Annotated in this window: 11 protein-coding genes; 6 read left to right on the top strand and 5 right to left on the bottom strand. The window is 71.6% G+C overall.

The window, feature by feature from the left end:
• Nucleotides 1-136 precede the first annotated feature (136 nt).
• Nucleotides 137-364, top strand: a complete 228-nt coding sequence (locus tag FBY23_RS25360) for a hypothetical protein (RefSeq protein WP_141800678.1) — start codon at nt 137-139, stop codon at nt 362-364.
• A gap of 12 nt (nt 365-376) precedes the next feature.
• On the opposite strand, the gene FBY23_RS25355 is transcribed toward FBY23_RS25360, so the two are convergent.
• On the bottom strand, nt 377-2,698 hold the full coding sequence (locus FBY23_RS25355; RefSeq protein ID WP_160158373.1) for an ATP-binding protein: 2,322 nt from the start codon (nt 2,696-2,698) through the stop codon (nt 377-379).
• An 80-nt stretch (nt 2,699-2,778) separates the two neighbouring features.
• Between FBY23_RS25355 and FBY23_RS25350 the strand changes: the two genes are divergently transcribed.
• Nucleotides 2,779-3,444 carry a response regulator transcription factor gene (locus FBY23_RS25350; protein WP_160158372.1) on the top strand — a complete coding sequence of 222 codons (666 nt, stop codon included), beginning with the start codon at nt 2,779-2,781 and terminating at the stop codon, nt 3,442-3,444.
• A 142-nt stretch (nt 3,445-3,586) separates the two neighbouring features.
• Here the strand turns inward: FBY23_RS25350 and FBY23_RS25345 are convergent, their stop codons facing one another.
• Entirely contained in the window at nt 3,587-5,416 is a 1,830-nt protein-coding gene (locus FBY23_RS25345) for a DUF11 domain-containing protein (protein ID WP_160158371.1), read from the bottom strand.
• Nucleotides 5,417-5,636: 220 nt separating this feature from the next.
• On the opposite strand from FBY23_RS25345, the gene FBY23_RS26105 reads away from it, so the two are divergent.
• The gene (locus FBY23_RS26105; RefSeq protein WP_160158370.1) at nt 5,637-6,314 is read left to right on the top strand and encodes a response regulator; all 678 of its coding nucleotides are present in this window, start codon (nt 5,637-5,639) and stop codon (nt 6,312-6,314) included.
• A gap of 238 nt (nt 6,315-6,552) precedes the next feature.
• Nucleotides 6,553-7,206 (top strand): class F sortase, encoded by a 654-nt coding sequence (locus tag FBY23_RS25335; protein ID WP_141800673.1) that lies wholly within the window; start codon nt 6,553-6,555, stop codon nt 7,204-7,206.
• Between the two features lie 244 nt (nt 7,207-7,450).
• On the opposite strand, the gene FBY23_RS25330 is transcribed toward FBY23_RS25335, so the two are convergent.
• Nucleotides 7,451-7,816 (bottom strand): hypothetical protein, encoded by a 366-nt coding sequence (locus FBY23_RS25330; protein ID WP_141800672.1) that lies wholly within the window; start codon nt 7,814-7,816, stop codon nt 7,451-7,453.
• A gap of 131 nt (nt 7,817-7,947) precedes the next feature.
• Here FBY23_RS25330 and FBY23_RS25325 point away from each other — a divergent pair, with 131 nt between their 5' ends.
• Nucleotides 7,948-8,823 (top strand): MoxR family ATPase, encoded by an 876-nt coding sequence (locus FBY23_RS25325; protein ID WP_141800671.1) that lies wholly within the window; start codon nt 7,948-7,950, stop codon nt 8,821-8,823.
• Nucleotides 8,824-8,830: 7 nt separating this feature from the next.
• Nucleotides 8,831-10,246 carry a VWA domain-containing protein gene (locus FBY23_RS25320; protein WP_141800670.1) on the top strand — a complete coding sequence of 472 codons (1,416 nt, stop codon included), beginning with the start codon at nt 8,831-8,833 and terminating at the stop codon, nt 10,244-10,246.
• 130 nt (nt 10,247-10,376) lie between these two features.
• Here the strand turns inward: FBY23_RS25320 and FBY23_RS25315 are convergent, their stop codons facing one another.
• Nucleotides 10,377-11,831 (bottom strand): NAD(P)/FAD-dependent oxidoreductase, encoded by a 1,455-nt coding sequence (locus tag FBY23_RS25315; RefSeq protein WP_141800669.1) that lies wholly within the window; start codon nt 11,829-11,831, stop codon nt 10,377-10,379.
• The gene (locus tag FBY23_RS25310) at nt 11,832-12,542 is read right to left on the bottom strand and encodes a TetR/AcrR family transcriptional regulator (protein WP_141800668.1); all 711 of its coding nucleotides are present in this window, start codon (nt 12,540-12,542) and stop codon (nt 11,832-11,834) included.
• Nucleotides 12,543-12,560 lie beyond the last annotated feature (18 nt).

The following is a 12,560-nucleotide window of genomic DNA, read 5'->3' as shown; positions in this document are numbered from 1 at the left end:
GACCTGCGGTCCGCCAGGTGACCCGCTGCGGCGCCGGCACGACGAGGGGCGCGGGGCACCGCCTTACACCGACCTGCTGCAGACCACCGAGGAGCCGTGGTGGGGCGAGCCCGACGAGTCCAAGCGCAGCCCCGACGTGGTCGTCGACCGCTGGGTCCAGGATCTCCTCACCCGGATGGACCAGCCGTACGCGGTGATGGTCCGCAGCGTGTCGCTGACCGAGTACCTCGGCCCGTTCCCGCACGCCGTGGCCGCAGCCTGGGCGGCCGAGGACGAGCTGGCGGGGAACCACCTTCTGTCCGAGGACGAGCAGGTGAGCGTGCGGTTGCTCCCGCTGGTGCGGCCTGTCGAAGACGAGCTCTGAGGGGTGCGGGACTCAGGCCGGCACGTCGAGTAGGAGCTCCGCGACGTCCTGACCGCCCACCGACAGCACCTGGGCGCTCACTGCGATCGGCCCGCTCGCCGAGCGTATGCCGGCTGTGACGTGGGGGTGCGCGCCGACCAGGGTCATCCGGACGCCCTCGGGGGCCGGGAACAGGGTGACGGTGAGGTCCGTGCCGCGCGGGGTCTCGGCCACCGCCGCCAGCACGACATCGCCTACGCCGGCCGCCATCTCGGCGGGCAGGTCGGTGCCGCCGGCCCGCACCACCAGCCGGACGCCGCGTTCGTGGGCGTCGCTGAGCGCCCGGGCGAACCACTGGCCGACATGGACCAGGTCGGGATGGAGCAGGGTCAGCTGGCGCAGGTAGGCCTCCTCGCTGGCGCAGCGCTCGCGCAGCGCCGGGGCGCCGGGGTCGGTGGCGCCGTACACCGCCTCGAGGAGCTCCAGGGAGCGGTTCAGTCCGGCGACGCGCCAACGCGCTCGGGACCGGTCGGCTGCCTCCCGCTCCGCCAGCCGGGTGTCCGCGGCCCAGCCGGCCCGTTGGTCGGCCGCAGCCTGCGTGCCGATCGCGCCGATCGTGTGCTGGAACCGGGCCCAGCCAGCTACCAGTCCGAGTCCGGCCGCGCCCGCTATCAGGGTGATCGTCTCGGCCTGCTGGGAGGACTGTCCGACGGCCACCGCGACTGCGACGACCACGGCGCCGTACGACAACGCGGCCCACACCGCCATGGACCGGCGGGGACCGAGCTCGGTGATCACGATGAGCGGGCCCGTCGCGCCGATGGCCTGCCAGAGCACCGGATCCTCGCGTCCGTAGTCGACTGCCGCGGCGGAGAGCACGAACCCGACCGCCGCCGCGGCGGTGAGCAGGACCACCACCCACGTCGGCAGGCTCTCGCGACGCCGGGTGGTCCGCCAGGCCACCCCCGCGCCGAGAGCGGAGAGGCCTGCCATCAGGTACTCCGGCGTCGCCTCGCCCGGGTGGTTGGTGACGGCGAGGTAGAAGCCGATGATGGACACCCCGGCGGCGTACAGCAGGCAGGCGTCGCGGCGCAGCACCTGCACAATGCTGGCGATGTTCCGCTCCGTGCCGGACTTGGCGGGCGGTGCGCCGGTGGTCGGCACGGTCAGGGTGACCCGTGTCCCGGCGCCCGGCGCGGTGTCGAGATCGACCTCGATCCCGGCTTCCCGGGCGCGGTCCAGGACCGAGACGGCCAGGCCGCCGGAGGTGCCGACCTGCCCGTCGAAGCCGACGCCGTCGTCGGCGACGGTCACCACCAGGCGCCCGTCCCTCTCCTCAGCGCGTATGTCGACCTCGCCGACACCGGCGTGCTTGGCGGCGTTCTGGACCAGCTCGGTGGCGGCCCGGCGCAGCGCCCGGAGTCGGGCCGGGAGCAGGTCGTCCTCGAGCCGGGCCAACTCGTCGTCGTCGAGTCCGCGGTGGCGAACTCGTATCCGGGGGTCGAATGACGCCGCCCGTAGCCCACCGTTGTCGGTGGCCGGCTCGGCGCCATCGCGGAGCGCGCTGACGGTCGCGATGTCGCGCGCACAGCGCTCGCGCACCGCGTCGGCGTCGCGCACCGCGGCGCCGCCGCTGGCGAGGGCTGCGAGGGTGTTGATCACGGTGTCGTGCAGGACCCGGGCGTCCTCGGCGGAGGCCCGGCTGGCCGCCTCCTGGGTGGCGGCCGCGGCCCGCCGGCGTTGCGCGGCGATCGTGGTCGCGTCGGCACGTCCCGCGAAGTCGTAGAGATAGGTCTGGCAGATCCGGGTCGCCAGCACGATCGCGCAGCGGGTGACGAACACCGAGATCGGCAGAGTGGTGGGCAGCTCGGGTCGGGTCACCAGCATGGCTACCGGGACCAGCACCACGGTCGCGGCGGGCATCGCGAGGGCGAGGCGGCCGCGGAGCACGAACGCGGGCATGGCGCTGCTGAGGTTGAACATCCAGCAGGCCGCGAACAGCAGCGGGTCGTTCATCGACGCGGCGGCCCACCAGTCGGCCACGAACAGCAGGTCGACCCCCACGATCGGCAGCCACAGCGGCAGTCGGCCAGCTCGGACAACCAGCGTCGTGAACAGCACCGCGACGTGAGCCACAAGGAGGGGCAGCAGTGAGCCGATCGGCCGGTCGGAGGCGAAGATCGCGCCCAGCATCACCAGCTGACAGCCGACGGTGGCCAGCAGGAGCACCCGTCGTATCGAGTCGGCGAGGGTGTGCGTCGCCCAGCCGTCCTCGGCGGGGGTGAAGGGTGCCGCGCGACGGACCAGGTCGCGGACCAGGGGACCGAACCGGACCTGTGCTCGGAGTCTGGTCACGCGGGCATTCTCTCGCCTGCGACAGGGTGAGTTCGGGTAACCCGCCGACATCTCGACGCCGGACTGCGAGACTTGTCCTCGTGGGAGATGGAGGGTCGGAGGTCTGGCAGGTCGCCCTCGTTGAGGACCACCTGCTGCAACGTCGCCGTACCGAGGAGATCCTCGGACGCGAGTCGGGCCTGGTCGTGGTGGCGAGCTGCAGCACGCTGCCCGAGTTCCTCGCCTGGGTGCAGCGTGCACCGGTGAGCTCGCGCCCCCAGCTGCTCGTGCTCGACCTCAGCGTCGATCGTGGGCCCAGCGTCGACCCGGACGTCGTGGCTCGCCTCGTCGACGCCGGTCTGCGGATCCTGGTGCTGTCCGCGCTCGCCTCACCCGCCCTGGTCCGCGCCGTCATCAAGGCCGGAGTCGCCGGGATCGTCGGCAAGCGCGACTCCGAGCAGGACGTGGTCGACGCGGTGTGGACCGTGCTGCGCCGCGGCGAGTGGATGACCCCTGACCTCGCCGCCGTGATCGCCTCCGACGCCGACCGTCCGCAGCTCAGCGACCAGGAGGAGCGGGCTCTGGTGCTCTATGCCTCCGGGCTCACCCTCGGCGCGGTCGCCGAGGCCTTGGGGGTCAAGCCCGAGTCGGCGAAGACCTACATCGGCCGGGTGAAGGCCAAGTACGCCGCGGCGGGTCGGCCGGTGCGCTCGAAGGTCGAGCTCAGCCGGATCGCCGTGGACGACGGGTACGTCGGGCACGTGTGACGACGCCCCGCGCCGAGGGGCAACGAGCCCTCCGGTGTGTGGTCCACCTATTGGCGGAACCTCTAAGACGGAGGGGCCGCACCCGAACGGGTGCGGCCCCTCCGCCTTTCGACATCCAGCCTGGGGTGGTGCCTGGTCTGGCTCAGCGTCCGGAGAGGCTCCGGGCGCCAGTGGCAGGCGTACCCGCGACCTTCTTGGGCTGCTTGGGCGTCTTGACCTTGGCCTTCGACGGCAGCGACTGGACCGGGTTGCCGGCGGGGGTGGTGCCGGCGGCCGTTGCGACGTTGACCACCTTGCCGGCCACCAGGTCACGCTTGTGGACCTTGTAGGTGGCCGTGCAGGTGATCGAGGCCCCGGGGGCGAGGCCGGTGGCCGGGAGCGCCGGGCACTTCGGCGTCAGGCTGCCCTTGCCGCTGAACTGCTGCTCCGCGATCGTGACCGTCTTCAGCGCGATGTTGCCGGTGTTGGTCACCTTGAAGGTGTACTTGATCTTCTCGCCGAGCTTGGCGACCTTCTTGGGCGTCGCCTTCTTGACCAGCGCGACACCGGGAACGGCCGGCTGCACGGTGGCGGCCGCGGTGTTGTTCGCCGGGTTGCCGCGGTCGGTGACGCCCACGTTGTTCAGCACGGGTGCGTTGCCGGTGAGGACCTTGCTGTAGACCAGGGTCAGCTTCTCGCCGTTGTCGAGACCGCGGACGTCGTCGCCCACGGGCCGCGAGCAGTCGAGCTCGCCGTCGGCGGGGATCGCCGAGCCGACCGCGGTGTCACAGGAGAACGGCGTGCCGCTGCCGCTGGCCTGGACCGACACCAGGGTGCCGCCGCCGGCCTTGTCGTCGGTGACCGTGACCGTGTCGTCGATGCCCATCAGGTCGGGACCGTTGTTGGTGATCACCAGGGTGTAGGTGACCGGCGTGCCGGACTCGAACACCTCGGCCGCGGCCGTCTTGGTGACCGACAGGTCGTAGTTGCACGGCACCCACTCGATCTCGCCGGTGCCGTCGCGGCTCGGCTCGTCGTCGGCCAGCTTCTCGCCCTCTGCCTGGGGGATGAGAGCCGCACCGTGGGCGGTGTCGAAGTAGCTGGAGCCGCCGCCACCGCCGCCGCCGATGATCGCGCCGTTCGGGCCGGTCACGTCGCCGATGGTGGTGGCACCGCCGCCGCCGCCGAAGTAGCCGGCGCCGCCGCCGCCGCCCTGGTCGGCGCCGTTGGGACCGCCGCCCTCACCGCCGTTGCGGGCGTCGCCGGGGTGACCGTTGTTGTCGGTGTCGCTCGCGTGGACGCCGCCGGCGCCGGGTGCGCTGGTGTCGCCGCCCTGGCCGCCGCCGGGCGCGCCGGGCGTGTCAGCGGTGGCATCGTTGCCGGCCGCGCCTTCCTGGCCGGCCCACGTGCCTGCGCCGTCGACGACGCCGGCGTGACCGCCGCCGCCTGCGTCGCCGTTGTGGCCGCCGCCAGAGCCGCCGCCGCCGCCGACCAGCGCGACGAGGTCGCCGTTGACTGAGAAGCTGGTGTAGCCGCCGCCGCCACCACCAGTGTGGCCGCCGGGACCGCCGTTGCCGCCCTTGTCGTCGCCGGAGGCGCCACCGATGCCGCCGCCGGAACCGCCGTCGCCGACCACGCCGGTGAGCACGTCGCCCGGCGCTACCGGGATGCGGAACTGGATGCGGGCGCCCTGGCCGCCGCCGACCTGGATCGGGTCGTCCGGGTCCTCGGTCTCCGGGTCGTCGTCGCCGGTGGAGACGGCGGTGCCGCCGTTGGCGCCCTCGAGGGTGACCACTGCGGCGCAGGAGCCGGGAGCGGGGGTCTCCTCGAACGCGCCGACGCCGAGCACGGTCGGCTCCTCGGGCTCGGGGGCGGGATCGGCGTGCGAGCTGGGCACGCTTCCGAAGATGGTGATCGTGGCGGTCGCGGTGGCCAGCGCGGCGATGCCGGCGAGCCTCACGCGACGTCGGGGGGAGGTAGTCAATGCGGACATGCCCGGCTTTCTATCGGCCTCCCGGTGCGCGAATCCCCCTAAGTGGGGCAACTCGGCTCAAATGCCCCCCGAACAGGTGACAGGACGGCCGGCGCGATCGACGCCAGACGACGCGAGGGACCGCGTGCTGTCCAACGGCCTGGCGCGCCCGCCCGCAGTCCCCCCAGTCTTCCACCTGGTCGAGTCCGGGGCAGCGGAGATTCAGGAAGGCTCATATCCAGTGACACACGTGCAGGAGGGCGGGCCTGCGTACTGGCGCGTCGCGATCGTCGAGGACCATCGGTTGCAGCGGCTGCGCACCGAGGAGCTGGTCGGCCGGCAGCCCGGCCTGCGGGTGGTGTGCTCCTGCGAGACGCTCGACGAGCTGATGACCTGGATGGCGGGCCGGTCGTCGCACGAGCGGCCGCATGTCGTCGTCCTCGACCTCGTCGTCGACCGTGGCCGCGACGCGGACCCGGCCGTCGTCGAGCGGCTGGTGCGTTCCGGGCTGCGTGTCCTGGTGCTCTCCGCGATGGCGTCGGTCCCGCTCGTGCGCGCCATGATCCGCGCCGGAGTCACCGGTTTCGTGGGCAAGAGGGACACCGAGGAGGACATCGTCGCTGCGCTCTGGGCGGTGCTCCGGCGCCGTCAGTGGATCACCCCGGAGCTGGCGAGCGTGATGGCGGGGGACGCTCAGCGTCCCCGGCTCAGCGATCAGGAGGAGCGCGCCCTGGTTCTCTACGCGTCCGGCCTGACCCTCGACGCGGTCGCCGAGGCCTTGGGGGTGAAGCGCGACACCGTCAAGAAGTACATCGAGCGCGTGAAGGCCAAGTACGCCGACGTCGGGCGTCCGGTGCGGACGAAGATCGACCTCAACCGGGAGGCGATCCGAGACGGCCTGATGACCCCGTCGTCATGAGCGACGGATCGCTCGGGCTCCCATGACCCGGCTCTGCCCCCTCAACGGGGGACAATCCTCAACCAGCTCTGCCGAAGCGCGGAGTGGGCCTCGATCGCGCCGCTAGCGTCCAGGCAGGTGGAGGGGATCGACGGTTCGCGTCCTGCCTCCGTCGGAGACGCGAGGAACTCGGCGTGACGTAGCACCGTCGGTGCGCGCCCGTTCCGCGTCCGCGGACATCAGCTTCTTGGAGGTAGGGATGGCCCTCGAACGATCCGGGCCGCAGCGGGTCGTGCACACGCGTGGCCCGCTGCGCGCCGTCGCGCACGCAGGTGTCGCTGCGGCACTGACGGTCAGCCTCGCCGTGGTGCTGGGCGGGGCCGTCGTCCCCGGCGCGGACGCGACACCCGTGGAGCGGGTCCGCGCGACCGCGGCCTGCTCCACACCGGCAGGACCGTTCACCCCGGCGACGACCAGCATCCCCGCGATCGGCCGGTCGGTCAGCGTCGTGCGCGTGCGCCGTACCCCCTCGGGTGCGGTCGGCACGCCGCCGGTCACCAAGCGTGGCAAGTGGCTGATGGGCCTCGATCCGCAGGTCCGGCCGGGCGGCGGCAAGGGCAGCGTGATCATGGTGGCGCACACCTGGCCCGACGACTCGGCGCTCGGCAACGCGCTGCTCCGCTCGCTCGCCGTGGGTGACCGGCTCCAGCTCGCCAACGGCTCCGCGAATGCCTGCTACCAGGTCACCGGGCGCAAGAAGTACGGCGCCACCAAGGTCCCCCGCAAGAAGGCCTTCCGCTGGTGGGGGCCGGAGCAGCTGGTGATCGTGGTGTGCTCGGGCAAGCGGCTCGGCCCGGGGCGCTGGACTCACCGCACGATCTGGTACGCGACCCCCGTCGTCGATCCAGGCTGACCAGGACGGTCCACAGATCCCACGTCGGTGCGCAGAGTCGTCCCCTTGCCGCCCGGCGTGTGCAGCTGCAGGAGCAGCGGCCCCACGTGTGCACCCCACTGCGCACTGACCCCGAGACCCGGGTGGGCCGTCTCGTGCAGCCGCCGCAACCCTGTCGGGCGTCCGGCCCGGCAGGGTTGCGGATGGGACGAGCTCGGCACTGCACCATCGGGCATGCCGAGTCCGGCCAGCACCCCTGACGGGGTCAGCCGGCGTCGGCCGGGCCGAGGCAGACGGCGACCAGCTCGCCCGCGGCCTCGCCCAGGAACACGGCCCAGCCGCGGTCGAAGGACACCAGCTCGGTGGCGCCGTCCGGGGTGCGGATGATCGCCTTGCTCGGGATGACGTCGCGGTCGAAGCCGGTCGGCGAGCACCGGTTCTCCTGCATCAGCGAGTCGAGGGGACCCGACGACATGTCGATGCGGCGAGCCGGGTCGGTGGGCGGTCGCGTCGCGACCGAGCCGATCCCGCCGAAGGCGACCAGCAGGGTGAGGGCGGCCACGGTGGTCGACGTACGCGTGGCGTGGACGGCGACCCGAAGCCAGGTCGGGGCCGTGACGACAACGCTCATGAGCCCCCCTTGTCCAGTGTCCCGGTCAGCCCGTCGCCGGGTCTCTTCCCACTGCCCATCACAACGACGGGAGGGCGGCCGGGTCACGACCGCGTGACGTGACAGACACCGGCGCACGGCAGGATGGGGCCATGACCTGGTTCGACGCCCCGGCCGACGCGGCCACCCGGCTCGCGGCGGCGGGCTACCTCGCGGACGCCGCCACGGCGACCACCACCTATCTCGCCGGCGCGTTGGAGAAGCCGCTGCTGCTCGAGGGGCCGGCCGGCGTCGGGAAGACCGAGCTGGCGAAGGCGGTGTCCCGGGCGACGGGCGCCGAGCTGGTCCGGCTGCAGTGCTACGAGGGGCTCGACGAGGCGCGCGCGCTCTACGAGTGGAACTACAAGAAGCAGCTCCTGCGGATCCAGGCCGCCAACGCCGGCGACTCCGGTGTCGACTGGGATGCCACCCACGACGACATCTTCTCCGAGGAGTTCCTGCTCACCCGGCCCCTGCTCACCGCGATCCGGCGCGAGGAGCCGACGGTGCTGCTCATCGACGAGGTGGACAAGACCGACATCGAGGTCGAGGGCCTGTTGCTGGAGGTGCTCAGCGACTTCCAGGTGACCATCCCCGAGCTCGGCACCGTCGCCGCGACCCGCCGCCCGTTCGTCGTCCTGACCTCGAACGCCAGCCGCGAGCTGTCCGAGGCGGTCAAGCGCCGCTGCCTCTACCTCCACATCGACTATCCGGACGCCGCCCGCGAGCGGCAGATCCTGCAGCAGCAGGTCCCCGGCCTCGACGACCGGATCGCCGAGCAGCTGGTCACCACCGTCGGGCGGTTGCGCGAGCTGGAGCTGAAGAAGGCACCCTCGATCGCCGAGTCGGTCGACTGGGCCCGAACCCTGATCGCGCTCGAGATCCGCGACCTCGACGCCAAGGCGATCGCCGACACCCTCGGCGCCGTGCTCAAGCACCAGTCCGACCACGAGCGCGCCGTCAAGGAGCTCAAGCTCGCCCGGGCTTGAGGCCGTGATGACCGAGTACGCCGAGCAGTCTGGGCTCCTCGAGCGCCATCTCGCGTTCGTCGAGGCGCTGCGCGGCGCCGGGCTGTCGGTCTCGCTCGCCGAGGACATCGACTCCCTCGCCGCGCTCGGCGCGGTGCGCTGGGGCGAGCGGGCGACGGTGCGCGACGCGTTCGCCGCCACGATGGTCAAGAAGCAGGCTCAGCGCACCACCTTCGACGCGCTCTTCGACGTCTACTTCCCCGCGATGGTCGGCAACGGCGCGGTCGAACAGGGTGGGGAAGAGGCCGGTGACGGGCAGGTGCGCGACAACGCTGCCGCCCTGGTCGACTTCCGTGACCGCCTGGCCGAGGCACTCGAGGCGTTCGAGGTCGGGGAGCTCGACGAGGCCGAGCTGCGCCGGATGGCCGCCGAGATGGTCGGCGTCTTCGGCGCGATGCCCGGCCGTGGGCCCGGGCTGTCGTCCTGGTCGGCCTACACCGCGCTGCAGAGGGTGGCTCCCCAGGAGCTCGTCGACAAGCTGGTCGCCGGGCTGATGCGGGAGGGCACCGACGAGGAGGACGCCCGCCGCCGGGCCAACCGCCGGATCGGCTCGTTCACCGCCATGGTCGAGGACGACGCCCGCCGCCGCATCGCCGAGGAGAAGGGGCCCGACCACGTCGCCGAGGTCGCCGTGCGCCCCAGCATCGACAAGCTCGCCTTCATGGCCGCGCGTCGTACCGACCTCGACGAGATGCGCAAGGAGATCTTCCCGCTGGCCCGCCGGCTCGCCACCCGGCTCGCCAAGGAGCAGCACTCCCGGCACGCGCGTACCGCGCCGCTCGACTTCCGGCGCACCGTCCGCGCCTCGATCGCCACCGGCGGCGTACCGATCACGACGCACCACCGGCCCAAGCGGCCGCACCGCACCGACCTCGTCGTGCTCTGCGACGTCAGCGGCTCGGTGGCCAACTTCGCCCAGTTCACGTTGCTCTTCGTGTTCGCGCTGCGCGAGGTCTTCCAGAGCATGCGGGCCTTCACGTTCATCGACCACGTCCACGAGGTCACCGGCCACTTCCGGCCCGGTGCCGACCCGGTCGACGTCCTCAGCGACCTCGCCGCCGCCACCTCGCACGCCGCGCTGTGGGGCCGGACCAACTACGGCCGGGCGTTCACCAAGTTCGAGGAGAACCACCTCGACGCGCTCACGCCGAAGACGACCCTGCTCATCCTCGGCGACGCCCGTTCCAACTACAGCGACCTCCACGAGGACGCGCTGCGCCGGCTGACCGGCTCGGTGAAGCGGACCTTCTGGCTCAACCCCGAGCACGAGCGCAACTGGGGGACGGGCGACTCGGCCGCGCCGGCGTACGGCGAGATCGTGCGGATGATCGAGTGCCGCAACCTGACCCAGCTCAGCGAGTTCGTGCACGACCTCGCGTGGTGAGTGGCTGCGGGAGTTTCACCGGCCGACCGGTGAAACTCCCGGTTGGACGAGGAAGCATCCTCGTCCAAGCGCCAGTTTCGTCGTCCAACCCCGCCAGTTTCACCGGCCGACCGGTGAAACTGGCGCGAGCTCAGGCCGAGAACTCCAGCGCCTCGTCCTCGACGGGCTTGCGGAAGACGAGGATGTCCTTGAAGTAGTTCATCTTCAGCCGCCACGGGAACGTCGCGCCCTGCTTGGGCAGCGAGTCGATCGAGCGCATGACGTAGCCCGCCTCGAAGTCCAGGAACGGCTCCTCGGCGACCGACGGGTCACGACGCGGGACGACCATCCGGGTGCCGGTCTCGTCCATGCGGCGCAGCACCTTGACGACGTACTCGCAGACCAGGTCGGCCTTCAGCGTCCACGACGCGTTGGTGTAGCCGATGATGAACGCGAAGTTGGGGATCTCGCTGAGCATCAGGCCCTTGTAGGCCATCGTCTCCGAGGGCGCGATCTTCGTGCCGTCGACGCCCAGCGTCGCGCCGCCGAAGATCTGCAGGTTGAGGCCGGTGGCGGTGATGATGATGTCCGCCTCGAGCTCCTTGCCGGACTTGAGCAGGATGCCCTTCGGCGTGAACCGGTCGATGTGGTCGGTCACGATGTCGACGGTGTGGTGGCGCAGTGCCTTGAACAGGTCGCCGCCGGGGACGGCGCACAGCCGCTGGTCCCACGGGTCGTACGGCGGCTTGAAGTGCTCGTCGAAGCTGACGTCGTCGGGCAGCTGGCGCTCGAGCAGCTTGCGCAGCAGTGCGCGCGACTCCTTGGGCCGGGCCTGGCAGAACTCGTAGAACGCGATCCGGCTGGTGAGGTAGCGGGTGCGGACCAGCTTCTGCGCGAGCTTGTCGGGCAACCGGCGGTACATCTCGGCCGAGATCTTGTCGTACGCCGGCTGGCTGATGATGTACGTCGGCGTGCGCTGCAACATCGTGACGTGACCGGCGCCCGAGTCGGCCAGCGCGGGGATCAGGGTGACCGCGGTGGCCCCGGAGCCGATCACGACGACCCGCTTGCCGGCGTAGTCGAGGTCCTCGGGCCAGTGCTGCGGGTGCACGATCTGCCCGGCGAACTCGTCGGCGCCGGCGAAGCTCGGGGTGAAGCCCTCGTCGTAGCGGTAGTAGCCGGACGTCGACCACAGGAAGCTCGCGGTCAGCTCGATCGTCTCGCCGGTGTCGGTGCGCTCGACGGTGACCGTCCAGCGGGCGTCCTCGGTGGAGAACTCCGCGTGCACCAGCTTGTGGTGGTAGCGGATGTGCTGGTCGATGCCGTTCTCGGCCGCCGCCTCCTTGAGGTAGGCGAGGATGTCGGGACCGTCGACGATCGCCTTGGTGCCCTTCCACGGCTTCCAGCCGAAGCCGAGGGTGTGCATGTCGGAGTCGGAGCGGATGCCGGGGTAGCGGAACAGGTCCCACGTGCCGCCGAGTGAGTCGCGCATCTCCAGGACGGCATAGCTCTTGTCCGGGAACGCCTTGGTGACGTGATACGCCGCGTCGATGCCGGACAGGCCGGCGCCGATGATCAGCACGTCGAGGTGCGTGGTGTCGCTCATTCAGGCTTCCTTGAAGTTGAGGAGCTGCTCGACCGGGAGGTCGGGCACCTCGATCCTGCGGGACGCTGCGAGACCTTCGATCTGCAGCCAGGTCACGTCGGCGAGCAGCCGCGTGAAGGCGGGGGCCGGGGGGACGAGCTCGTCGCGCGAGCTCCAGCTGCGGACGGCGGCGATGACGCCGCCGACGAGCAGGAAGACGTACGGCGTGAGTGCGTTGCGGTCGTCGTCGTCGACCTCGGCGTCGAGGATGGCGAGGAAGCCGCCGATGACGAGCTCGATCTGCTCGGCGATCTGGCCGATCGCGTCGTCGAGCGGCTTGGACGCGGCGCCGGCGATGTCGCGCTCCGCGAAGCGCATCAGGGCGACGTTGTCGGCGCCCCAGCCGACGTACGCCGCGATGATCCGCTCGACGATCTGGCGCGGCGTGCCCTCGAGGGTGACCGCGGCGAGCAGCAGCTCGCCGGCCCGGCTGCAGATCTCCTGCTGGATGGCGACGTCGAGGTCGGTGCGGTCCTCGAAGTAGCGGTAGAGGACGGTGCGGTGGACCGAGGCCTCGTCGGCGATCTGCTGGACGCTGAGCTCGGCGCCGGGCTCGAGGTCGCGCGCCAGCACCGTCAGCGCCGCCTCGATCACCGCCTGCCGGCGGTCGGCGTTGTGCTGCTGCCAGCGACGCTTGCGCCCGTCGGTCTGCTCCCGCTTCGGCGTCCCCATGCCGACACCTCCTGCGAT

The sequence above is a fragment of the Nocardioides sp. SLBN-35 genome (assembly GCF_006715725.1).
In the GTDB taxonomy this organism is placed as follows: domain Bacteria; phylum Actinomycetota; class Actinomycetes; order Propionibacteriales; family Nocardioidaceae; genus Nocardioides.
Note: the sequence above shows the minus strand (reverse complement) of the source record. Positions and strands in the feature narration are given on the sequence as shown.

Bases quoted from the DNA above. Each gene is read 5' to 3' on its own strand.
- FBY23_RS25310 (WP_141800668.1), bottom strand. From the start codon at position 12,542: ATGGGGACGCCGAAGCGGGAGCAGACCGACGGGCGCAAGCGTCGCTGG.
- FBY23_RS25325 (WP_141800671.1), top strand. From the start codon at position 7,948: ATGACCTGGTTCGACGCCCCGGCCGACGCGGCCACCCGGCTCGCGGCG.
- FBY23_RS25315 (WP_141800669.1), bottom strand. From the start codon at position 11,831: ATGAGCGACACCACGCACCTCGACGTGCTGATCATCGGCGCCGGCCTG.
- FBY23_RS25345 (WP_160158371.1), bottom strand. From the start codon at position 5,416: ATGTCCGCATTGACTACCTCCCCCCGACGTCGCGTGAGGCTCGCCGGC.
- FBY23_RS25320 (WP_141800670.1), top strand. From the start codon at position 8,831: ATGACCGAGTACGCCGAGCAGTCTGGGCTCCTCGAGCGCCATCTCGCG.
- FBY23_RS25330 (WP_141800672.1), bottom strand. From the start codon at position 7,816: ATGAGCGTTGTCGTCACGGCCCCGACCTGGCTTCGGGTCGCCGTCCAC.
- FBY23_RS25335 (WP_141800673.1), top strand. From the start codon at position 6,553: ATGGCCCTCGAACGATCCGGGCCGCAGCGGGTCGTGCACACGCGTGGC.